Here is a 24,087-nt window from a genome sequence, read left to right as displayed (position 1 = left end):
TTTTTGTGCGTAGTTAGCGCCTGTTAGCCGATTTTTGCCTCTTATTGAGGATGTTTAGCCCCGAGAGTCTACGGAAATGTTTTACCCGAGGCTCAATTTCTCGCAAAGGAGACCTTAATGTCTTACCAGAATTTGGATGGTAAAGTGCGTGTACGTGCTGGTTTGTCTACCACTTACAGTGTGCTCGCGATTGCTATCGCTTCTGCCACCTCCATGAGCGCAGTTGCCGCTCCTGCCGCAAAAAACGAAACCACCGTGATGGAAACGGTTGTTGTCACTGGCAGCGTGATTGGCAACTCTGACATTGAAGACGTCAAAGAGTACCCTGGTGCTCGTACCGTCATTACCCGTGATCAAATTGAGAAAACCGCAGCTGGTTCGATCGATAATGCGCTACAGCGTGTTCCGGGTATTAAAGTTCAGGATGAAAGCGGAACGGGCGTATTGCCTAACATTTCCGTACGCGGTTTGAAAGCAAGCCGCAGTGGTCATGCGCAGTTCTTGATGGATGGTGTGCCGCTAACGCTCGCGCCATACGGCCATACTGGTCAGTCTATCTTCCCAGCAACGCTGTCGATGCTTGATCGTATTGACATTGTACGCGGTGGTGCCGCAGTGCAGTACGGTCCAAACAACGTCGGTGGTGTGATCAACCTAGTGACCAAACCGATTCCACACACTTGGCAAACTGAAATTAGCAACCGCCTTACCGTGTTTGACGGTGGTGATGCGCCGCTGAATGATTTTTACCTACGCACGGGTGGCTGGTTAAGCGACACATTCGCGCTGCAGTTGGAAGGTAACTTTCTAAAAGGCGAAAGCTTCCGTGAACATTCCGATACGGACGTGAAGAACTTTCAAGCTAAAGTACAATGGCTACTGAGTGATACTCAAGAGATTCAAGCATTCCTGCAACGTTACGATGCTGAAACGCAAATGCCGGGCGCACTTTCGCCACAAGATTACGAGCAAGATCGTCATCAATCGAAACGTCCTTACGATGATTATGAAGGTAAGTCGACGCGATGGAGCGTTAAGTACATCCACGATTTGCCATTTGCCGACAGTGCCGAGCTAGAAGTGCTAACGTTTGGTCATAAGTCAGAGCGTCTTTTCAAGTGGGGCTTTAACAGCGCGGGTGGCCATTGGGCGGATCCGGCTTTGCCTTCTACGAAAGTAAGCACTTCACCACGAGAGTTCCGTGTTTATGGTATCGAACCTAAGCTTGCTGTTTTTGTTGATGGAGGTGCCATTACGCAAAACTGGATTATAGGGACTCGTTACATTAATGAAGACATTCAATATAAAGTGACACAAACACCAGTGTCAGGCGGAGCCACAAATGTACCGCGAAACTGGCACCTTGATACCGATGCGTACGCAGGATATGTGAGCAACGAAGTCGGGTTGTTTAATGGTGCGTTAAAAGTCACGCCCGGACTTCGTTATGAATTTGTTGATATGTCCTATAAAGATTTGGGCAGCGGGCAAGAATCTGGAAACAAGGTGACTGAATTATTGCCTGGTGTGACGATCGCATATAACTGGAATGAACAATGGCTGAGCTATGCCAATGCGCAGAAATCTCTTCGCGTTCCTCAGCTTGTTAATGTTCGAGGGGTCGGTGAGGAAAGCAGTGAGTTGGCTTGGAACTACGAACTTGGCGTTCGGTATGTTCAAGATTCAACAAGCTTCAATGCAGCTTTGTATCGCATTGACTTTAAGGATCAGTTGCAGTGGCGGAGTGCGACAAATACGTCTGAAAATATAGGTAGAACCCTTCACCAAGGTTTAGAGCTTTCTGCTCGTTACGTGCCTGAAGCACTACCTGCACTGAGTTTAGGCGCAAGCTATAACTATCTAGACGCTACGCTTGAAGAAGAAGGTGAGAATAAAGGTAATCAACTGCCTTACACCTCTAAGCATCAGCTTGGTTGGGATGCAACCTACGCATTTTACGGCATGGACACCACGCTATCGGGCTTCTACTTCAGTGATTCGTATACCGATAACGCCAACACCAGTGCCGAAGACGCAACAGGTGCAACGGGCAAAGTGCCGTCTTACATGGTGTGGAACTTCAACTTAGGCACGGATTTATACAAAGACGACAAAGGCAAGTTGCGCATGAATGTTGCTGTAAACAACTTGTTTGACGAGGAGTATTACTTCCGTGGGATTGATACCAGCCCAGTTGGTCGATACCCAGCTCCGGGACGCTCTTACACGCTGGATCTGAACTATCAGTTTTAAGCGTTTCGTTCACCGAGTCTGAAAAGAAAAGTCGCCAATTTACCTTGGCGACTTTGCCGATCTTAGCACTGGAAAAAGCAAGATGAAAAATAAAAAACAATTTACGATCAAACACTTTTCAACCGTTTTGCTGATGCTACTGAGCTCAGCTTTGATGTCATTTAGCGCATTGTCTCAGGTGCGTAGCGTGCAAGATGAGCAAGGTACTTTTGAGCTAGAAGCGATACCTCAACGTATTGTGGTTTTAGAATTTTCGTTTGTCGATGCATTAGCGGCAGTCGATGTTTCACCGGTAGGCGTTGCCGATGACAACGATGCCACACGAGTCATCCCTGCTGTTCGCGCCAAGATTGAACCTTGGCAATCGGTCGGCATGCGTTCACAACCGAGTTTAGAGGCGATTGCGGTGCTCAAGCCTGATTTGATCATTGCCGATGCCGAACGTCATCGCGCGATTTATCAAGATTTGCAGCGAATTGCGCCAACCTTGCTGTTAAAAAGCCGTGGAGAGACGTATAAAGAAAACCTCGAATCCGCACACAAAATCGGCGTGGCAATTGGCAAACAAGCGCAAATGACGCAACGCATTGAGCAGCACAAACAGACCATGGTAGAGTTCAAACAGCATTTTTCGACACAAGAAACCATTCAGTTTGGTGTGGTTTCCGACAAAGGGATGTGGCTGCATAGCCCGGTTTCTTACGCTGGTGGCGTTTTGAGCACTCTAGGCATCCAAAGCCCGCTGGCTCCATCTGAGCGCAATGCGTATATCCCAACCAGCTTCGAACTTTTACTAAAAACCAACCCTGATTGGTTACTAGTTGGACTTTACTCTCAACCAAATATCGTGGATGAATGGCGCAAAAATCCATTATTTAAGCTGTTAACTGCGGCGAAAAAGCAGCAACTGGTAGAAGTCTCTCCGGAACTGTGGTCATTAAATCGCGGCATGTTGGCTGCGGAAGAAATTGCTCGCAACCTTGAAGCGTTATTGGAGCGCTCATGAGTGCGGCGATAAGCTCAGAAAGCGCGTCTTCGGTTAGCAAATCGCATTGGAAAGCGAGCTTGTTTGTCTGTGCTATGGCGTTGTGTACGCTCTCAGGCTATGCAGCCTCAATGATTGGCTGGTCCAACTTTTCTTTGAGCGTTAATGATCTGACAAGCTATTGGTTTGCGTTTGATGAGGGCAATATGCTGCATCAAATCCTCGCGACGCTGCGTGCGCCTCGTGCCTATGCTGGGTTATTAATTGGCGCTTCGCTTGCGGTATCCGGAGTGCTGATGCAAGGATTAACTCGCAACCCTTTGGCGTCGCCATCCATTCTCGGCATTAATGCTGGTGCGGCGTGTTTTATGGCCTTGGCTTCCATCGGCGTACCATTCTTTAGTCAATTGAACCCCATCATCAACGCAGTATGCGGTGCGCTACTAAGTGGTGGTGTGGTCATGTTGTTGGGCGGTTTTTTCTCTGCGCGTTCTCACCCGTTGCGTTTGGTGTTGGCGGGCATTGCCATCAGTGCGCTACTGATAGGGTTAACTCGTGCGTCGGTAATTTTGGCAGATGACATGGCTTACAGCGTGTTGCATTGGTTAACGGGTTCACTCTCTGCGGTAGATTCTCAGCAGTGGCAGCAACTGTGGCCTTTTGCGACTTTAGGTTTGGTGCTCGCTATGGGATTAGCGCGGAACTTAAATTTACTCGCGCTAGGGGACGAAGTTGCTGTCGGGTTGGGTGGTAACATTCGTCTTACGCGATTAATCAGTGGTTTAGCGGTTGTGCTGTTGGCAGGTACTAGCGTAGCTATTGCAGGGCCAATTGGCTTTGTCGGGTTGTTAGTGCCGCACTTGGTACGCCCGATTGTTGGTCACAATTATCACATCCTCATTCCGGTTTCCGCTTTGTGTGGCGCGGCATTGGTTACGTGGTCAGATACTTTGTCACGCGCGATTGCCTTTCCGGCCGAAACGCCGGTGGGTGTGATTACCGCAATGTTGGGCACACCTTGCTTTATCGCGATTGCAATGAGGAAATCATCATGATGAATCAAACCAAACTGATGGCACTGCTTGGGCTTTTGCTGATTGCGTCGTCTCTCACGCTGTTTGTTGGTGCGGCGAATCTGTCGGCTCAACAGGTTTTTGCATTGCTGTTTTCTTTCTCTGATTCGGACTTTGTGATTCACCAATATCGATTGCCGAGAATGTTGCTCGCCATTGGCGTGGGCGCTGGGTTGGGGCTGTCAGGCGTTTTAGTGCAAGGCGTCATCCGTAATCCACTTGCCTCACCAGATTTAATGGGGATAAGCGCCGGAGCAGGACTGGCGGCTACCGCTTGTTTGGTGCTGTATCCAAATGCGCCAGTGGCAATGTTGCCGATGGTCGCCATGGCGGGAGGCTTGCTTGCTGCTGGCTTTATTGCTGTGCTGGCTTACTGGTCGAAACCAACACCAGCACGTTTGGCGCTGATTGGTGTTGCTGTCAGCGCATTTTTAGCCAGCGGTATCGACTTTCTTCTGATTGTGCACCCTATTGAAATCAACACGGCGATGGTCTGGCTAACGGGCAGTTTGTGGGGACGAAACTGGCAACAAGTGCCGTTTATTTGGAGTGCTCTAATGCTGCTACTGCCATTGGCGTTTTGGCTGGCTTGGCGGCTAGATGTGATGGGGCTGGGAGAAGAAAGCGCCACTACGCTTGGCACGAAACCAAGACAGATCCAAATTCTTGCGCTGATTGCTGCGGTACTGCTGGCGAGCATCAGCGTGTCTGTGGCAGGTACAATAAGCTTTGTTGGTCTTCTTGCGCCGCATCTTGCGCGTTTGCTGTTTGGCCACAACCACAAGTTGTTGATTCCAGCCGCTGCAACCCTTGGCGCTTTGTTGGTGATTTGCGCAGATGGTTTAGCGAGAGGCTTACAGCCGCCAATTGAGCTACCAGCGGGAGTGCTGACATCTGTTATTGGCGCACCATATTTCATTTTTCTTTTGTATCGTTATAGAGGTTGGTAAGCATGTTACGAACGCAGAACTTATCCGTCGCGTACGGCAAACAGACCATCATTCCAGATCTCTCTTTGTCGATTCCTCAAGGTAAAATTACCGCACTAGTTGGCCCAAATGGTTGCGGTAAATCGACATTATTAAAAACCTTGGTACGCATTAACAAGCCAGCTTCCGGCCAAGTGTTGTATGACGAAAAACCACTAAGCAACTATGGCGATAAACGCTTGGCGCGTTCGTTGTCTTTGCTGCCGCAAATTCTTGTCAGCCCTGAAGGTATTACCGTCAGAAAACTGGTCGAATATGGCCGCTCGCCTTACCTCTCTCATTGGGGCAGGTTAAGTCAACAAGACAAAGCCTTAGTCGAGCAAGCAATGCAAGATACTGGCGTGATAGAGTTTGCTGACAAGCCAGTTGAATCGTTGTCTGGTGGTCAAAGACAAAGGGCGTGGATTGCGATGGTAATGGCGCAAGATACTGACGTAGTGATGCTTGATGAACCAACCACTTACTTGGATCTCTCTCACCAAGTTGAGCTGATGAAACTCATGAGGCAGATGAACGACAAAGGCAAAACTGTAGTGGTAGTGCTGCACGATCTAAACCAAGCTTGCCGTTACTGTGATCATTTGGTGGTGTTGGAAAAAGGTCAGTTAGTCACTCAGGGAACGCCGCAAGAGGTACTAACAGAGGGCATGTTGGCATCGGTGTTTGATTTACAAGCGAGAGTATTTAACGACCCAATCTCAGGTACGCCGATGTGTGTGGCGGTGTAGGTTTACGTCTTTCGAAAGCTATCTGCAATAAAAACGTCGAGCCATAAAAATAAACCCCGCTAGTTATACATTTGCTAGCGGGGTTTGTTGTTTTTAAGTGCGTTCCTAACGTGGCGTTTAAGCCAGTTTAAACGTCGCTACTTTCGAGTTGAGATCCTCGGCTTGTGATTTCAGCTCAGCAGATTGATTCATCGATTCTTCGGCACCAACCACCAAGTGATCAGTCACATCTTTAATTGACGTGACGTTTTGTGTGATTTCATTGGTTACGTGCGTTTGCTCTTCGGCTGCGGTCGCGATTTGCGTTGCCATATCGCTGATCAACGCAACGGCCGCGTTGATTTCATCCAGAGCCAGTGCTGCGCGATCGGCATCTTCCACTGATCCTTGGGCAAGTTGAGAGCTTGTATCCATGATGGTCACAGCGCGTTGTGTGGTTTGCTGCAAAGTCTCGATCGTCGAGCGAATCTCTTCGGTTGAGGTGTGTGTGCGTTGTGATAGTACGCGAACCTCGTCTGCAACAACGGCAAAACCGCGACCTTGTTCACCTGCACGCGCCGCTTCAATCGCCGCATTCAGAGCCAGTAAGTTGGTTTGTTCTGCGATGTCTCGAATCGTTGATAGTACGGTTGAGATGTCTTGCGCGTGCTGGTTGAGCTCGCCGATGACAACGCTCGCTTGGTTGACTTCAGAAGACAAATTGTTGATGGACGACTTGGAGTTGATCACCAATTCATGACCATTTTGTGTGCTCGCTGAAGAGTCTTGAGCGGCTTTAGCCGTCTGCTCTGCATGTGCTGCAATCTCTTGCGTTGCCGATGCCATTTCGGTCACAGCGGTCGCCACCATAGTGATTTCTTGTTGCTGATGGTTCAGATCAGAAACCGATTGATTCGCGCGAGTCGTGCTCAGCTCCGATTGTTGGCCCAGTTCTTCCGCTTGGTGACGAATGTGACCAATAAGTTGCTGCAAACTTTCAACGAACTGGTTGAAGTTTTCAGCCAGTTCACCAACTTCGTCACGGTTTTCTACTTTGATGCGTTGAGTCAGGTCGCCGCTACCGTTGGCGATTTGCGCGAGCGCATTCGAAACATTGTAGAGCGGACGGAACAAGATGTTACATAGCAGGTTAAACAAAGCCACACAGATGACGACGACGATAGTGGTTGCGATGATTTGATCCCAAACGGCTTCGTAGAGAGGGGCAACTAACGAGTTTTGATCTAACACTGTGACCGTTGTGAGTTTGGTGCCCTCAATTTGGCGCGCGTAAACCACATATTCGGTGTTGTTAATCGAGACGCGACGCTCTGTACCGGAACGTGCGGCAGAGGTAATATCGCTGTTGTTTAGGCCCAGCTTGCTAACAGGTTGATTCAGCAGTTTACCGTCGTTATGGGTGAAAATATTGCCCTGTTCATTGGCAATAAACATATAGCCTTCACCCGGTAGGATCACTTGGTTGAGGCTGTTCAGAATATCACCGATCTCGACGTCAGCACCCAGAACGACGGTTTGACCATGTAGTTGCAGGGCTTTACCAAGCGACACGACGTTGGCCCCCGTGGCCGCTGCGACGGTTGGGTTATCCATAAAGACTTTCGATGGATTGGCAATGGCGTTGGTGTACCAACCCCATTTGCGTGGGTCGTTATTACCTGGTGGCAAAACCACCCCATTGGCGTTGTCTTGTGAGCCGTCTGGGTAAGCGAGAAAGACGTTATCAAACGCGCCAGAGTCTCGGACTTGTTTCAAGTGCGTAACCAGAGAACGCTTTTCTGAATCGGAAGAGAGTGACGTCAGTGCACGCTCTTTTGAGAGTAACCAGTCCTTTACGTATTGATTGTAAGATGCGCTGGTGCTTTCTAGTCGTTGCGCGACTTCGACATCCAGTCTGTTTAATGAATCTCGAAAAGACAGCCCTTCTACCAGCACTCCCCCGAGAATGATGGCAGCACTGGCAGAGATCGCCAGTTTGTTTTTTAATGATAGATTTTTGAACATAAAGCGAATAATAGATCTTTGAATAATAGTTGTTGTGTTTTTATTCTCATCAGGACTCACCGAGCCGTTGAATATGCAGCAGAAAGTCAGATTCGAATCTGTTCAATAATTATATTTTATTGCTCAAAATAAATACTGACTCCATGTCGCGAATTTGAGTTTTACATCAAATAAGAAAAAGGCTTTTAAGCTTTATTATTTATCTATTTGTAAAGTAAGGATTTGTCTATTTTTGTAAATGATAATTGATTTCATTAAAAGGTGATTTACATCACGTTTGAGTGGTAAATAATCCATTAAAAATGTGAAGGTCATCGAACGAGGATTATATTGATCGGCTTAATCATTGTTATGGGCAATAGTTATGCGCAGTATATTGTTAGTCCCCGCGTTATTAGTGTCAGGGTGTGCTCTGACACAACAATCCACGCCGATTCAGCCTGACGCCAATTGGCATGTCGACCAGTTATCGAACGGTATGAAATACCATCTTTATCCAACAAAAGACCAAGAAGTATCGGTCCGTTTGGTTCTGAATGTCGGCTCATTCCAAGAAGAAGCCAATCAAAAAGGTTACGCTCACTTTGTTGAGCATATGGCGTTTAATGGCAGCACGCATTTTACCGGCAACGACGTTGTTAAACTTTTCGAGCAATCTGGTGGTAGCTTTGGTGCCGATATCAACGCCTTTACCACTTATCAGCAAACTTCTTACCAACTTGATCTTGCCAATAATACAAAGCTGGAAGATGCCCTGAAGTGGATGAGAGATATCGGAAACGGACTTCAGTTTGCTCCTGAACAAGTAGAGAAAGAAAAAGGGGTGATCCTTGGTGAATGGCGACGTGCTAACCCGGATGATAAGTCCTTTTCTATGCATGCTTATCAAGCGTCGATTGAAGGCACTATGTATGGTGAACACGACCCAATTGGTACTCGCGAAGCGATTCAAAATGCCTCATCAAGCAAGCTAAAAGCGTTTTACGACAAGTGGTACCAACCACAAAATGCCGAGTTGGTTGTGACCGGTAATATCGACGTGGATTCACTGTCCAATATTATCGAAAACAAATTCTCGAACTGGGAAAGCACCTCGGATACCGTAATAGAGAAGCGCCGCGATATTCGAGTGAACAACCAAAACCGAATCTTGCCAAGTAACACGATGGAATCACCAAGCCTTCATTTAGTGATTGAGCGTGGTCTAAGTGGCAGCACTACGATTGAACAACAGCATCAAGTGTGGCGTGATGAAGTCGCAACACAGCTAATTCAACAACGTCTGATTCGTGTACTTAATGATGCCGCTGAACCTTTTCAGTATGCTTATGCCCAGCCTTACTACTCCAACTACCAGCGCATGATGTCGGCAGGTATTTCGTTTGCGCCTGAGCGTCGTGAACAAATGCATCAAACTTTCATCAGCACGTTGGCGTCACTGAGAGATTATGGTGCGACTCAATCTGAGTTAGAGAGCATCATGTCAAATTGGCAAGGTGAACTTGCAAATATTGATTCAGATTGGAGTCAGCGTAAGCCAAACAGTTACGCAGAAGCGCGTGTTTTCCAAATTGACCAAGGCAGTGTGAGTCAATCAAAAGAGAGTTACGCCCAGAGTTTGTCTGAATTCATCAACAACGAGAACCTAGAGAGCATTAACACGCAATTGAATGCCTTGTTGTCTGAGCAACCAATCTTTGTGATTGGGTTAGGGAAAAGTGAAACGTCAGCTCAGTTCAATGATGTATTTACCGATCTATACAGTGCCTACCTCCAAACGGGCGAAAAACCGTTAGAGATGTATGACAAAGTGGATGGATTCTTACAGCCTACTCAAGAAGGTACCATCACCAGCATGCGTCAGGAAGCGGGTGGCTTTCAAGTTTATACGCTATCAAACGGTGTCGAAGTGTGGTTCCAAAAAGATGCCAAAGCGGGTGGTCGAGCTTATATTTACTATGCGAGCCAAGGCGGTAAAGCCGCCGTTGATCCAGCGTTATATGCTGCGTATGAAATCGCCGCAACGACGGCGATACGCAGTGGGTTAGGGGCATTTTCTGGTTCAGAGTTAGACAGTTACTTACGCAAAAATAACATTGCGCTTAGCGCGATTCTTGATGCGACCAGTCACGGTTCACAAATTACCGCGCCAACAACGCATTTAACTTACGCGTTGAATGGACTATACAACCTAGCGACGGAGATTAAAGTCGACGAGCGCCAGATGGCGGCAGCAAAGCAAGAGTTTAAACAGCAGAGTGGCGCTTTTTTTGAATCGCCGATGGGAAAACTGATTCAGAAAGCAAACGGTAATTCTTATTTGCCGGGTAGTCGTCATCGTATAGTGTCCAGTGATGATGTTGAACAAGTGACTTCCGAGCAAATACTGGCGGTGCATGAGCAACTTTTCAAAACCAATGATGGTTTTAAGATGGTCATTGTGGCAAATGTCGAGCCGGAAGAAATTACGCCACTCTTGCGTAAGTATGTGGCCTCCATCGAGATGAAACCGGGTCGTTCGATTGATTACCATGTTGCGTTCAACACCGACGTGCCGGCGCGAACAGTCGTTGCGGATGGTCATGAACCTTCATCCTTGTATGTAATGCGTTTGACTAACACGAACGATTACCAACGTACGGCAAGGGATACGGTTATCGAAGATATTTTGCAACGTATCAGTAATGCGCGTGTCTTGGATATTGTGCGAGAAGAGTCTAGTCTCGATTACAGCCCAAATATTTACACCGTGACGCAAGATCGCGAACCAATCTCTGATTGGCTCTTGGAATCTCAAGTTGAGCCCGAAGACGTGGCAGTTTTAGATAGCAAGTTAGGCAAAATGTTTGATGACTTGGCTTCGAACATCACGCAAAAAGAGGTGGATACGGCAGCGAAGCAATTGGCGGTAGCGATGCAAGGATTAGATGATAACCCTGCTCAGCGCGCATGGTCGTATACTCGCTACTTAGTGCATGATTACGGCGTCGATGTGTTACTTGACGTTGAGAAAGCGGCTAAGAGTGTGACATTAGAAGAAGTGAAAGCGCATGCGAAAGCGGCTTTTGGTCCACAAGCAAAGCGCTCGGTGATGATTTTAAACCCGGCCGAATAATCACTGTAGCTTCTGACGACGCTCGTGTCTCTAGTAATAAAAAAGACGGCGTGAAAGCCGTCTTTTTTATGCACTTTAACCAAAGAGTTTACGCTGATTTACGCGCAGGTCGCTTTTCATTGTTGGTATTGTTTTCTTTCGTGCTGGCGTTTTCTTGAGCCTTCCCTTTCAGTGTCACCACTTCTTTTTCAGGTAATTCGGCCGCCTCACCAAAGAATTTACCACCAGGTTCGATGCTGAGGTTATTACTCCAGATCCTCCCACTTACACGTCCCTTGGCAAGTACTTGAATGTGTTCTGCGTGACAGTTACCATCCATCATGCCATTGATGATCAGTTGCTTAGCGTAGATCTCACCGTTTACTCGGCCGCTTTCTGCAACGACGAGAGTGCCTTCTACATTAATTTGACCATCGACGATGCCATCAATCTGGACATCGTTTTCTACTTTGAGTTCTCCGCTAACAGCACAGCCTTTGGCGATGAGAGTTGAAGCTGCTGAGCTACTCGTTGTTCCACGGTTTTGATTAAAGATTCCCATCGTATTCTTCGCTCCTTAGTAAAAATGTCTTCGAAATCATTGAGGCTCCAATCGACAAATGGCTTCGGATTCAGTGCTCGCCCAACAAAACGCACCTCGTAGTGAAGGTGAGGGCCAGAAGAGAGCCCACTGTTGCCGGAAATTGCAATCAGTTGCCCTTTTTTGACGAACTGACCGCTTTTTACTTTGAACTTTTTCAAGTGCGAATAAGAACTCGAAAAACCGAAAGAATGTTGCAGCCTGAGGAAGTTACCAGAGCCTTTATTGCTGCGGCGGGTGACTTCCACAACCCCATCTGCTGGGGCATAAACCTTAGTACCGGTATTCACGGCAAAATCGAGCCCGCGATGCATCTTAGCGACTTTTGTCACCGGATGAATGCGCTTACCGAAGCGAGAAGAGAGCCGCGCTTTACCGACCGGAGACCCGCTTGGTATTTGGTTTAACAACACCATGCGAACGTTCGACGTAATCGCCGCCGCATCAAGTCGGGCATCCAAATTATCCGTGGTAGTATGTTCTCCAACTCCAAGGACTTTCTCTAACTCTCCCAAACGCTCCGAAACAAGTTGTACTCGCTCTTCTCGCTCTGAGAGATCACTTTCCAGCTCGGATTTTAATGCTTTCAGTGTGCTGAGCTCTTCACCCATAGTGCGCGAATGTTCTGTCAATTCAGCTTGTTTTAACGCGGCATTATCGACGCGAGTGTACAAGTGATGAATTAAGATCGCGGTTGCGGCCAGAGCAATGACAAAAAAGCATAAAAACGTTTTTAGATTGCGTTGCATCCTTTTACTGAAGTACCAATGTCTGGAGCCATTGATGGTTGATATAGAGATCGTCAACTGGTCTTTCATCGTCTTCTACTGCTCGTATCTGGTATACGTCTCGTCACTGAGTTAATGGGAATGTAAGGAAAACGAACGGGGACCGCTAGAGGCAAATTGGAAAGAAGTGTCAGGTCGTGAGGCGTTTTCAGATATTAGATAAAAGACTCAATAAAGATTTAATATCCTAGCGCTTTTGGTCGTAGTTACTCCAAATCGCTTTATTGAACTGAAGATTTTGATTTGTAAGGTGGTTATCCGAGAAATTAGATTGTGAATATTGCCAATAGCATCCTCACGCAATTCAACTTACTTCACGGTTTACCTTATAAATGTTGGATAATTTATCAAACCGACATTCATTATATCGATAACTTGTTTATGATAGCGGTCGATATAAAAGTGCTATTCAAAGGCTTTAAACCTAAGCGTGATATTTCGCTTAGGAACACATAACTATGACAACGGAGTTGGTCGTGAAAAAACTACTATTGGCTACAGCAGTGGTCGCAGCTGCAGGGGGCGCTGGCTACCTGTACCAAAACAATACTACCCCGAGTGATTCAGTATCACTACTTTCGCAAGTTCCTGCGGATTCGCTCATGGTGACGTATCAGACGGAACCTTTTAATCATTATAAATACATGAATGCATTTGGCACGGCTAACCAAGGCTCGATTGCTGAACTTTTTGCCGATGAACCACTTTCTCCACAGCAACAGTTTGCCGTTAACTTGTTTGATGGATATCTGGAGAGCGCAGCATCGCCAGAAACGTTAAAAGCCTACTTAGGTACCGGAGAAAATATTAACCCTGTGTTGTACACAATCGGTATGGTACCAGTGTACAAATTGAAGATTGAAGACCCTGCCGCGTTATGGAAAACATTGGATCACGAAGAGCAGATGAGCGGTGCTAAGCACGAGCTGGTTAAACTTGGTGAAGTGGAGTTTCGTCGTTACGAGATGACAGATTCGGTTGACCCGCAAGATGGCATTGGCTTGGTTGTTGCCGTGGTTGACAACGTACTTACGTTAACGGTTGATATTCCGCAACTGGGTGTTCAAAACCCGCTTAAAATGGCATTGGGACTTGAGTCACCAAGTCAAAACATTGCGGAGAGTGGACGCCTAGCGGCGTTGCAGGCTAAATACGGCGAAAACAATAACTCTTTCGGTTACTTTGAGCACCGTGAATTGGTTAAAGGTTTGACGACGAAAGATGGCAATATCTTTGCGCGTCAAGTCAGCATGCTGGATGCCATTGATCCTGAGCCGACTATTCAGGAGATGCGTTCACCAGCCTGTCATACTGAACTTACTCAAGTTGCAGAAAACTGGCCTCAATCCGTCGCATTTGCGGAATACAAGTTGAAAGGCGAGCAGGCATTCATTAAAGGTGCTTTTGTTGTTGAATCGAAAAATAAAGTGATTCTAGATGCGCTTAAGTCGATTCGTGGCGTTTTGGCAGAATCGAACAATGATAAGAGCTTCTTTAGCATGGCGCTTGGTTTAGACATTAATACGCTAGCGCCATCGATTGGTCAGATTTGGAGCGACTTGACTCAGCCTCAGTACCAATGCTCTTTATTGACTCAAATGCAGCAAGAGATGGGTGGCCAAAACCCAGCCGCAGCTGTGAGCATGGGCTCCGGCATGGTTAACGGCCTGAAAGGATTAAGCCTGCAGATGTTTGATATCCACGTTGACACTAATGCTCAGCACGGTGAAGTATTTAGCCAGCTAGATGGTATGTTGTCTCTATCTGCCAATGATCCAATGATGCTGATTCAAACCGCGCAAATGTTTGTCCCTGAACTTGCTCAATTACAAATTCAGCCGGATAACCAGCCTGTTAATGTCAGTGACCTGCTCGAAATGCACACAGGCTTGAAGATGGATGTGTTTGCTCGCTTAAACGAAAACCATTTTACGCTCTACAGTGGTGAGAATGCCGAAGACGCGAGCAAAGAAGTGATGGCACAACCACTTTCTCCAAATGGCTTGTTCAGTTTTGACTTCGATTCAGAACGCATTTTGGAAGTGTTGGAAAGTGCGTCAGCCGTGACTGGTGAACCGCTACCTGATGATGTTATGAAAAGCTTACAAGGCGAGCTTGTTGGTGGTATGACGATGGACGTGACAGACCAAGGTATTGGTTTTGAGTTTGATTACCGTGGTGCGACCAAACCCGTGACGGTTGCACAGCAGTAAAACATCGAGTAGAAAAAGGCGGCTAGTGCCGCCTTTATTTCATCGTCGAACTCAGATTTGTTTACCATCGAGTCGGACATTCATCAAGATTATGACTGCAACCAAACAGGGTTACTCCAGGCTGTGCTGCCGTCTTTATCTTCGACTTCTAAACTTATCCATCCCTCTGCGCCGCTAGGTATAGGTAGCGACAACTCTATGCGTTGAGTATCAACTTTCGGGTTAATCGTCAGGGTATTCAGCACGTTGCCGCCTTTACCGATCAATCGAATTTCTTTTAGACCATCGGCTGCAACGACGTGGATGTCCCACGTATCGCCAGCTGTTGCTGTTTCACCAAACATAATGTTTTGCGGATAAAGAATAGGGCCTTGTGTTGCGTAGCCATGGCCGGCTTTAAGTGCTTGCGCAAACTTCGACGGCGTTAGCTCTCCATCGACTCTTGCCATCATTCGAATCTGCCCCGTGAGTTGGTTCCACGCATCGTGGGTGTCGGTTCCCGCCGTAAAGTACATTGCTTCACCCAGGTCCCAGAGTTTATGCGCTTTCTTCAATGTTGGTTCATTGTCTACGCGCGCATTAAGCTCCATAAGGTCGAAGCGATCCGTTTTACCACCAAGGACTGCATTTTTAGCGATATTCGTAAAGTAGCCATAATCGTTGTATGGATGGTTCATCGGTACGACTTCAGCCCCCATCTCATGTACGGCGTTAAGTAACGTGTGAACGTCAGCAGTGCCAGGATCGACCGTTAGCTCGGCGCCATTATCGATAGGAAATGGGTTCATATGTCCCCATGATGGCGAAACTTCGATCGACGGGATGAAAGGCACGCCACGTTTCGCAGATAGTTCTGCAAACTTCTGGTGGTTAATGGTTGAGTCATGATCGCTAATGAAAGTCAGATCAAGATCCGTTGCCAATTGAGCACGCACAACAATTTCTGGCGGAGTAACGCCTTCCAACACGTTGCCATGATGGTGTAAATCTGCGCCATACCAATGCTGACGGTTAGGAAACGTCACTTGAGGCACTTCTACTCGTTGCTTCGTCGTTTTACCGGACGTTAGGGTTACGTCTAATGTTTGGGTTTTAGCTGTAAAGCCTCCACCAGAGTTGATACCTAATTTGTATTGACCGGGTGCCAGTTTTAGCTCCGCATGACCTGCAGGCAGCAGATCGGTAAAGAAGGTGCGTTTACCTAAAAATTCAACCGGTGGCGCTTGACCTTCAAGAATGGTGATTCTCGCATCTTTGGCCAGACCTGATGTTGCCTCTTCAACTTGAAGTGAGAGAGTTGCAGGGCGTTTTAGCGACGTAAAATCGAGTGTTTGCTCGCTATTTCTCGCCACTTGAATCGATTGCAGCTTGCTGTTTGCGTGACCAGTCGCTGTGCCGTAGATTTGGTACTCACCCTCAGGCAGCGCCATGCTGTACTGGCCATCTTTGGCCAATGTCCAGGCATAGGGTTGTCCTTCTTTTTCGATCATCACGATAGCATCTTCAGGAACACGACCATTATCTGCGCGTAATTGGCCGTTGATGGTGCCTGTGGCTTGTCCTAATCGGTCAGCTTCTGCCTTGACAATGGGGGCCATGTCTCCATTTGGAACCACTTGTAATCGGGATTGGAAAGTGCGGCTTTCACCTGCTTTCAAGGTATGCCCTAGGTACATGTCACGACCATTGTATTTGACGCGATCAAAATAAGGAGCATGAAGTGCAAAGGCCCAGTCTCGATCATAAGCGACCATGCGATCGGCGAGGGCATTGTCGGCCATGGATTCTTCTTTCCCTTCCAACCCCGGCAAGGCAAATTGGTAGCCAGTGTCTGGCCAAATGGTGTGCCCTGATTCTAACGCGAGATCTTTTTTACCTTGGTTGGTCATGACCGTTTTAAGCGCAATTGAGTCAGATCCAGAAGCGAGTGTATACCACGTTGTGATATCAACGTTATCGAAGTTGCGGCTCACTTTAATGACCGCTTTATTGTCGTTGTCTTCGATAATTTCAATGGACTTGCGATCATTCGGCCATGCGGACCAGCTGTTAGGAATGAAGTCAGCAAAGGCAACACGGTCAAGGTCTACTTTGCCATTCTTTACTGCTGCCAAATCGACCAATGTTCCTCGCGGTACGCCCCATGGTGGTGCTGATTCAACAGCGAGAGCGAAGGCGACATGTTCGTTTTGAACGGTAATGTCTTGAGCGTGTGTTGCTTCGCCATCGGGGATCGTGGTCTTTCCTTGTGTGATACTCACTCCCGCATGCGCTGAAGTTCCAAGCAAAAGGCCAGAGATTAAAGTTGCCACTGCACTTTTTGAAAAATTATGCATGAAGACACTTCCTTTTTTTCATGATTTATTATGTGAGTTGTCGATGGCATTGTGCGTTAACTTGATTAGACGTTCAATTAAAAAAGCGAAAGAGATGAAGAGGTTAACTCGTTTCTATTATTGTTTTACAATTGGCTTTTAATCATTAACTTTTGATTTTAAAGGTTTTTTGTTGTTTGGTTTGTTTTTGCGTAGAGTGATAAAAATATTTAGAACACTAATTATTTTGGGAGAGGTGTGAACGATTTTTGGCAGCATTGAGCAAACAAAATGATAACAATTACACTGTATATGTGAGAAAAAAGGTCAAGATAGTTCTGAGAATGCATATAATATTTTGAGTTCAATTTGACTTTTTATTCTTTTTGTTTGGGTTTTTATCTTATCTCTGGCTAAAAGACCTCTAATAAAGATTGGAGCAAACATAGAGACAATATGTTTTTTGAGTGCACTATATACGGTGGCAATATGTCGAAGATATATCAATTGATTGCTTGAGGTTTAGATGGGGTTTATTCGTAAATATAAACTGAGCATAGTTTTGTTTTTGAGTGGTGTGGCATGTTTAATTGCGTACCACGCTCAGGGCTCTTACGTAGATGAAAATGGCTTATTAGTAGAGTCATTTGGGTTTATCCCTTTGTTTTGGCTCTTTTTGGGGTTAGCCTTCGCCTCTTTTGTGGGCACTTTTTTCAAACACCGTAATCGTAATTAAAGAGCAAACGTGAAGTTTACTCCTTTATCTGAGGATGGGAGTATTGCTGATATTTTGGTAATTCTTTCCTTAGATTACTAAATGTTGCTCGTGCACTTTGTTTTGATAGTTTGTTGATTAGCCAGATTGGCAAAAGGCCTCCGGGGTCAGCAAACGCTTTGTAGTCAATGAGTGTCGTGCCATTAGTGAGCTTTTGTAATTCCCAAGTTGCATCAACCGAACGAATGCGAACATAGCCCTTTTGTTCAGCAAGATATGAGTCTGGTGCGCTTTTGATTTTTATCGTGAACCCAAGCTCATCGACCCAATATTTAGAGTAGGTGAGCATATCACGATTTTTTGCAGGCCATGGCGCCGTAAATTGGGTATAAACGATGTTTTCGGTGGCTGATATTTGATTTAAAACCCGGCTATGACTGGCATTGTCAATCCAGTTCGGGATATTGTCACTATCTTCCAATAGCGTTAAAAATGCGCCATAGCTGGTGGGTGTGAACATCCGAGCACGAATCTCAACTAAACCGTCGGTATGCTCTCGAGAGTAGATAGTGATTCCGTTATCGTCACTATCAAATTGCCAGTACTCGTTGGCTTTCGCGGTGGTGCCAGCGGATATAAAAGTGGCGACTAGTAGTGCGCCAATTCGTAAATGCAACATCATGTTAGTACCCGCCAACTTATCCATAGTTAAAGCTTATACGATGTGTTCTTAATTGTAAGAACAATAGTCAGTCTTTTCGTTACTGTTCTGAAGGTTGCTCTGCTCCAAAACCTCGTTGAATATTGGTGAGCGTTATTGCTGCAAACACCACAATAACGATTGATAGATGCCAGGCTTGGCTTAAACCAAGCTGTACCAATGTTAAGCTGACCAATGAGGATACGATCATTTGTCCACCTCCAGACATGGCTGCTGCAGCACCAGCCTGCTTTTTGTAGGGTTGCATTACCATGGCTTGCGCGCAAGGTAGGGCAATGCCGTTACCTAAGATCATTAATAGTTGCCCCAACATTAAATATAGCGGTTCTACCGGGCAGAAGAACAACCATATTGCAGCACTGAGATGCAAGAATGGACTACAAAGTAGCATTCTTTTGTTGCCGATAATTGGCCTTACTCGGTTACAAATCGTGGTACCGCCTAACATACCTAAAGCGGGAATGAGTGCCCACATTGCGTATTGATCGGATGTCATGCCAATTTGGTCTTGCATGATAAATGGCATCACGGAAACGGTCGTTATCATCAGGCTGAAGTTTAACCAACTGATGCTGGCAAAACTCATAAAGTAACGTGACGTCACCAAGTCTCGATACTGGAAAAGCATGTTGCGTGGTGACGGAATAACAGATCGTTTTGCAATGGTTTCTGTAAACTTAAAGGCGATGACTACCCAAGCGAGTGAGACATAACCTAGCAGTGAAATGAACACCATACTCCAACCAAAGTGGAAGTTGATAAAGCCGCCAATCACAGGCGCAATGAGTGGCGTGATCGAAGCTGCCATAGCGATATAAGACATGGCGACAGGGAGCTCATCACCGCTAAATCTATCTCGAGTCGATGCTCTTGCGAGTACCGCGCAGCACCCAGTTCCTAAGCCTTGTAGAAAACGCCCCATCACCATGCCTGTGAAGGTGTCACTGAGGAAAATGATCATTAATAGACCAGACATCGCGATGAGCAAACCCGTCAGTAGTACTGTTTTTCGACCCAAAGCATCCGATACCGGACCGTAAATGAACTGAGAGGGACCAAAACCGAGTAAGTAAATACTCACGAGCAGTTGGGCTTGATCAAGGGAGATAGAAAAGTCTTTTGCGATCCATGGCAAAGAGGGCATAACAAGCCCCATGCTCAATTGGCCAACACTGATAATAAGACAGGCGAGTAAGATAGTGCGAAAGTTGATTGGGCGACTCATGATGGATCACCATCAGAATAACCTCTTTGCTTTCGTGTTCTGAGGCAGCCTTCATCATCCACTTCATTTAACTTAGATTTGACGCGTTTTACGGTAGATAGGCTGACATCACACTGCTCCGAAACACTCTTCAACGTATAGCCTTCTAACAGCAGCGTTGCGATCTGTTGGTGTTTAGTTTTGTCTGCTGGGCGCCCGCGAAATTTCTGTTTCCACAAATCTGGTTGATCTTTAATGGCTTGCCGTCCTTGCTCTGCGGCAAACAGGCGATGTTCAGTCTGCACTTTTCCATATCCAGATAACACGGTGAGTAGCGTTTGAGTTTGAACAGAATCCGGTTCAAATGTGAGTGGTTCACAAACGGTTTTCAGTGTGACCCCTTTTGCTAGTAATACATTGATTGTATTTAACGCCTGACTAAAATCTCGACCAAATGCCGTTAGCCACCAGAGCACAATCGTATCACCTGCTTTGACGATATTGAGTAGCTGTTGGAAAGCTTCTCGTTCTGCTGGAGGCATGCAACCGCGAACCTTATCCTCAAAATGTTGGGCGTCAGGCACGAACGCTTTTAGGACACCGAGGTGCTCTTGATAAGCTCGATTCTTTGGCGAGTAACGTGTGTAAAGATAAGTAGCCATATGGACTATACGCCTTTTAAGTTTGGTTCATATACTGTAATGGCTCATAAATATACAGAGGTTCATTAATGCTTACAACACTAAATGAACCATTGAGGTTGAGCAAAAGCAAATAAAAAAGCCAACTGAATAGTTGGCTTTAGTCATTCAAGCTTTCGTTGTCTGCCGCTCGATTAGTTTCACTGGTACCATCATTTTGACCAAGCTACCGTTTTTCGTATTGATTTGATCAACAATGATCTTCACGCATTCGCGAGCGAGACGACGAAAATCTTGGCGGAATGTGGTTAACTGATAACTCAACCACTCTGTCTGCGGAATATTATCGAAACCAATGACTTGTAAGTCTTGCGGGATACTCAATCCGCATTCGATACGCGCAATATCCATAACAGCCATTGCAAGGTTGTCGGTCGCACAGAACACGGCTTCTGGTCGGTTTTTATCAGCGAGTATTTCGCGGATTTTGTCGAGTGAGCTAGCGTAATCATAAGTGGCTTCAACGATGCGTGGCGTATTACTAGTTAGGTCTTCAAATTCAGAGCAGAAGCCGCTTTGGCGCTCGTCGTTGGTAAAGGTTGGCACTTCACCTGTCAGGTAAACCGCGTTCTTCACGCCACTTTCGTGCAGAAGTTGCGCGGCTTGTTGGCCAGCTTCGTAGTTGTCACTGATAACGTAACTGCTCTTAGTGCCTTCTACGACGCGCGCGTACTGAACGATAGGGATATTGAACTCTTCACACTCTTCATACAGTGATTTGTTGAAAGTAGCGGAAGCGGCAATGACACCATCTACACGGTATTGGAAGATGTTCGGGATTGAGTGGTTGTCTTCATCATCCACTTGCCATGGAATCAACACCGCTGAGTAGCCTTGCTTCTGCAATTCACTTGAAATCAATTGAAGTGTTTTCATGTGGATAGGGTAATCCGCATCGGGGAATACCAAACCGATCAACTTAGATTCGTTGGTGGTCAAGCTACGTGCAAAAGCATTTGGACGGTAGTTTAGGGCTTTCGCAGCTTCAAAGACCTTTTGCTTGGTCTTCTCTGACACTGAGCTGCCCGGAACAAACACACGCGATACAGTAGATTGAGAAACGCCAGCCAGTTTGGCAACGTCCTTCGATGTTACGGTTTGTTTTGCAGGATTCATGTGAGTTGATTCATAAGTCAGTTTAACTGTGACTAGGTTAACACAAATAGGTACGTACTCATAAAGAGAAATAAGCAAGATTTAAGTAAATAAAGGGTTAGATTGTCTTTGGTGGCGCAATTTGGGTAGTACCCAAGTCACATTTCATGTTTTGCATACGAAAAAAGCCTTACCCAAAAAAGGTAAGGCTTGTTCTTATTTCCCATTTCCACTAAATCGAATAAGTTACGTAACCGGAATAACTTATCTCGTGGTTATCAGAAGTAGTAGCGAATACCTGCCGCGAATTGATCATCACGGTTTTCGAATTTGTTACCATCGTACTGATCTTTACCTAGGTCGAACTGGTATTCAGTCCAAACTAGGAATTTGTTCTTCTGGAAGTGGTATTCAAGACCAGGAATCAGCAAGTTACGCTCGTAACCTTGTGTCTCGTCACTGCGATCTTCCATGTAGTTGTAGTTCAACGTTGGGCGTAGGCCGTTGTCGAAGTGGTAGTAAGTGTAGATTTCGCCACCTAGGGTATCGAACATCACGTCCGTACCACCTTGGCTAACTGCTTCCCAGTTTTCGCCAACGTGGAAAGTCGCACCTGCGTAGAAGCCACCGTTGCTGTAGTTTGCGCCCAATAGCATGATGCGCATGTTGTCGCTGTTTTCTACGCCAACCACGCTTGCGTCTAGATCCGCAACTTCATTTTGATGGTAAGCTGCACCAAGTGTTACGCCGTCAACCGGTTTGTAAGTGATCGACGCACCCATGCCGTTTTTCAATGAGGCTGTCGCATTGCTTGCTAGAGCAACATCTTCACGCGTGGTTTGGTAAGTAAAGCCGTAGCTCACTTTTTCATTGATTGAATTACGGTACGTAATTGAGTTTTCTGCACGACCCGCGCCGGATGCGATACCCCAGTCAGCTAGGTTGTAAACACCTGAGCCACGAGTACCGAATACACGACCTAAATCGGTGTACCATGCTACGTCGTAGAAGGTAGACCACTGCTTAGTACCCGCAGCAATCTTGCCGTATTTTTCGTGATCAACACCTGCGTATAGCAAGCGGTCGTAAATGTTGTCGCCGTTCGCGCCAGAGTTGTAGCCCCATTCCGCGTGACCGAAACCAGTCCAGCCGTTATCTAGGCCCATTTGGCCTTTCAAACCGAAACGTGAGCTGCCGCTGTTCCATTCGCCGTTGTCATCACCGCCACGGTCTTGGTAGCGAAGATCGAAACGGCCATCGATGGTTAGGCTGTCGCCAGCGTCATTAACAAAAGTGTGTGCAGCAAAGGCTGAGCTAGAAGTAAGCGCTGCTAAAATCACTGCAGAAAGGGTCGACTTTTTCATCATCAATCTCGTTATTCAGGGCGCAGAAAGCCACCGTGCGTTCATGCCCGTTTTGAATAAGGGTTCTATCTTGAGGTTGTGCCCCATCCTTGAGGCACGAGTTGGGAGCATGTCACCTGAACCGAGAGGGGATTCAGGCAACATAAAGGCGGGTTGACAATCCGCCCCTAGGACTTCTTATAGAGAAGGGTTTAGGATCTGCTGAGTACGCTCGAACACGTCTAGACCTTGCTGTTTTAGCCAGTAAGGAAGGTCGATCAGTACCCAGTTCTCAGATAGCTTGTCGCCGTCACGGTAGTAAACGTCAACCACTTGCATGTCTGCACGTACTTCACCACCTGTCATACCTAGGAAACCACCGATAGGCGTGTTAGATAGGTTTGGCCAGCCGAAGAAACAAGAGAAGTTACCTTCTGCGAAACGACATATGTGGCCGTTAAACTTCTTGTCTTTCAGGTTGTTACGGAACGGCAATTGGTGCTGCTGTTGGTAACGAGGGATTGTGTAAGACGCACCGATACCACATGGACCGTACCAGATCATGTCTTTAGACCAGCTCTTCTCAAGAACTTCTGGTGGGCAACCCATAGCGCCGCTGTCGTTTAGTGCAGATAGGTCATCAACCATCTTGTTCACTAGTGCTAGTGTTGCTACGCCTTCTTCTGGTGCTGCGTCTTCGAACAGTAGACCGTCGTGGTTACGAGGGCCAGGGTATACGAAGTGCTTACCTGTTGATGGTGGTAGTGGGTAACAACCCGCTTGGTCCATCGCGCCTAGAAGGTCTAGGAATAGGCCAGTCTTAGTGATCTTGCCGTTTTCAACACAGTTAAATTCTGCGTAACGGATGTTCATGATTTTGCCAGTTGGGCGCATGCCTAGGTATTCAGCGTCGAATAGACCCATGAAGTGACCCATGCTCATTACCCAGATTTCACCTGATGTTACTTCGTTCTCACCACCGATGAAGATGTCTTGACGACGCTGCATGCGAGTCATTGATTTCATCAAAGGAGCCCAGAAAACGTCAGCCGCTGCTTGAGCGCCTTGTTGCTCACGGAATGGGTAAACACCACGCCATAGGTAATCTTCTGAAGTGTGTGCTTTTAGTACTTCTGCCACGTTTTCGTGAGTTGCGTTTTCCATTGCGCTGAAGTATTCACGTACAACGCGTTTCGCTTCTTGATATTTAGACATAATAAACTCTCTTATTTGCTGTCGAGTCGGCTTTGGGAACAGGACTCGAA

General features: G+C 46.6%; 18 protein-coding genes. 8 read left to right on the top strand and 10 right to left on the bottom strand.

Annotation, left to right across the window (positions count from 1 at the left end; all coding sequences use genetic code 11):
• Nucleotides 1-117 precede the first annotated feature (117 nt).
• From FKN16_RS12035 to fecE, 5 genes are all read left to right on the top strand, one after another.
• Nucleotides 118-2,253, top strand: coding sequence for a TonB-dependent siderophore receptor (locus FKN16_RS12035; RefSeq protein ID WP_170902779.1), 2,136 nt, complete (start codon nt 118-120; stop codon nt 2,251-2,253).
• Nucleotides 2,254-2,335: 82 nt separating this feature from the next.
• Nucleotides 2,336-3,259, top strand: coding sequence for a Fe(3+) dicitrate ABC transporter substrate-binding protein FecB (locus tag FKN16_RS12030; protein ID WP_170902778.1), 924 nt, complete (start codon nt 2,336-2,338; stop codon nt 3,257-3,259).
• Complete coding sequence (locus tag FKN16_RS12025) at nt 3,256-4,293, top strand: iron chelate uptake ABC transporter family permease subunit (RefSeq protein ID WP_170902777.1); 1,038 nt, start codon at nt 3,256-3,258, stop codon at nt 4,291-4,293. Before FKN16_RS12030 ends, FKN16_RS12025 begins: the two co-directional genes overlap by 4 nt.
• Entirely contained in the window at nt 4,290-5,261 is a 972-nt protein-coding gene (locus tag FKN16_RS12020) for an iron chelate uptake ABC transporter family permease subunit (RefSeq protein ID WP_170902776.1), read from the top strand. The genes FKN16_RS12025 and FKN16_RS12020 overlap by 4 nt, the downstream gene beginning before the upstream one ends.
• Nucleotides 5,262-5,263: 2 nt before the next feature.
• Nucleotides 5,264-6,028 carry a Fe(3+) dicitrate ABC transporter ATP-binding protein FecE gene (gene fecE, locus FKN16_RS12015; protein WP_020841541.1) on the top strand — a complete coding sequence of 255 codons (765 nt, stop codon included), beginning with the start codon at nt 5,264-5,266 and terminating at the stop codon, nt 6,026-6,028.
• 117 nt (nt 6,029-6,145) lie between these two features.
• Here the strand turns inward: fecE and FKN16_RS12010 are convergent, their stop codons facing one another.
• Nucleotides 6,146-8,032: a methyl-accepting chemotaxis protein gene (locus FKN16_RS12010; RefSeq protein ID WP_005395590.1), complete on the bottom strand. Its 1,887-nt coding sequence runs from the start codon at nt 8,030-8,032 to the stop codon at nt 6,146-6,148.
• 364 nt (nt 8,033-8,396) lie between these two features.
• On the opposite strand from FKN16_RS12010, the gene FKN16_RS12005 reads away from it, so the two are divergent.
• Nucleotides 8,397-11,147: a M16 family metallopeptidase gene (locus tag FKN16_RS12005; RefSeq protein WP_170902775.1), complete on the top strand. Its 2,751-nt coding sequence runs from the start codon at nt 8,397-8,399 to the stop codon at nt 11,145-11,147.
• A gap of 88 nt (nt 11,148-11,235) precedes the next feature.
• Here the strand turns inward: FKN16_RS12005 and FKN16_RS12000 are convergent, their stop codons facing one another.
• Together FKN16_RS12000 and FKN16_RS11995 are read right to left on the bottom strand one after the other, a co-directional pair.
• Nucleotides 11,236-11,688: a polymer-forming cytoskeletal protein gene (locus tag FKN16_RS12000; protein ID WP_080619267.1), complete on the bottom strand. Its 453-nt coding sequence runs from the start codon at nt 11,686-11,688 to the stop codon at nt 11,236-11,238.
• A complete protein-coding gene (locus FKN16_RS11995; protein WP_005395595.1) occupies nt 11,592-12,545 on the bottom strand; it encodes a M23 family metallopeptidase in 954 nt (317 codons plus the stop codon). Before FKN16_RS11995 ends, FKN16_RS12000 begins: the two co-directional genes overlap by 97 nt.
• 428 nt (nt 12,546-12,973) lie before the next feature.
• On the opposite strand from FKN16_RS11995, the gene FKN16_RS11990 reads away from it, so the two are divergent.
• Nucleotides 12,974-14,728, top strand: a complete 1,755-nt coding sequence (locus tag FKN16_RS11990; protein ID WP_170902774.1) for a hypothetical protein — start codon at nt 12,974-12,976, stop codon at nt 14,726-14,728.
• A gap of 89 nt (nt 14,729-14,817) precedes the next feature.
• On the opposite strand, the gene FKN16_RS11985 is transcribed toward FKN16_RS11990, so the two are convergent.
• Complete coding sequence (locus FKN16_RS11985) at nt 14,818-17,064, bottom strand: CehA/McbA family metallohydrolase (RefSeq protein WP_170902773.1); 2,247 nt, start codon at nt 17,062-17,064, stop codon at nt 14,818-14,820.
• A 505-nt stretch (nt 17,065-17,569) separates the two neighbouring features.
• Between FKN16_RS11985 and FKN16_RS11980 the strand changes: the two genes are divergently transcribed.
• Nucleotides 17,570-17,779: a DUF3955 domain-containing protein gene (locus FKN16_RS11980; RefSeq protein WP_006740828.1), complete on the top strand. Its 210-nt coding sequence runs from the start codon at nt 17,570-17,572 to the stop codon at nt 17,777-17,779.
• A 16-nt stretch (nt 17,780-17,795) separates the two neighbouring features.
• On the opposite strand, the gene FKN16_RS11975 is transcribed toward FKN16_RS11980, so the two are convergent.
• The 6 genes from FKN16_RS11975 to FKN16_RS11950 form a co-directional block, all read right to left on the bottom strand.
• Nucleotides 17,796-18,440: an START domain-containing protein gene (locus FKN16_RS11975; protein ID WP_170902870.1), complete on the bottom strand. Its 645-nt coding sequence runs from the start codon at nt 18,438-18,440 to the stop codon at nt 17,796-17,798.
• A 79-nt stretch (nt 18,441-18,519) separates the two neighbouring features.
• Complete coding sequence (locus tag FKN16_RS11970) at nt 18,520-19,704, bottom strand: multidrug effflux MFS transporter (protein WP_170902772.1); 1,185 nt, start codon at nt 19,702-19,704, stop codon at nt 18,520-18,522.
• Nucleotides 19,701-20,345, bottom strand: a complete 645-nt coding sequence (locus FKN16_RS11965; RefSeq protein WP_170902771.1) for a recombinase family protein — start codon at nt 20,343-20,345, stop codon at nt 19,701-19,703. The genes FKN16_RS11970 and FKN16_RS11965 overlap by 4 nt, the downstream gene beginning before the upstream one ends.
• Nucleotides 20,346-20,492: 147 nt before the next feature.
• Entirely contained in the window at nt 20,493-21,500 is a 1,008-nt protein-coding gene (locus tag FKN16_RS11960) for a LacI family DNA-binding transcriptional regulator (RefSeq protein WP_170902770.1), read from the bottom strand.
• A 257-nt stretch (nt 21,501-21,757) separates the two neighbouring features.
• A complete protein-coding gene (locus FKN16_RS11955) occupies nt 21,758-22,843 on the bottom strand; it encodes a porin (RefSeq protein ID WP_170902769.1) in 1,086 nt (361 codons plus the stop codon).
• 177 nt (nt 22,844-23,020) lie between these two features.
• The gene (locus FKN16_RS11950) at nt 23,021-24,037 is read right to left on the bottom strand and encodes a nuclear transport factor 2 family protein (protein WP_170902768.1); all 1,017 of its coding nucleotides are present in this window, start codon (nt 24,035-24,037) and stop codon (nt 23,021-23,023) included.
• Nucleotides 24,038-24,087 lie beyond the last annotated feature (50 nt).

Source organism: Vibrio sp. 11-4(1) (assembly GCF_013048625.1).
GTDB lineage: Bacteria > Pseudomonadota > Gammaproteobacteria > Enterobacterales > Vibrionaceae > Vibrio > Vibrio diabolicus.
This window is presented reverse-complemented; position numbering and strand designations above follow the sequence as displayed.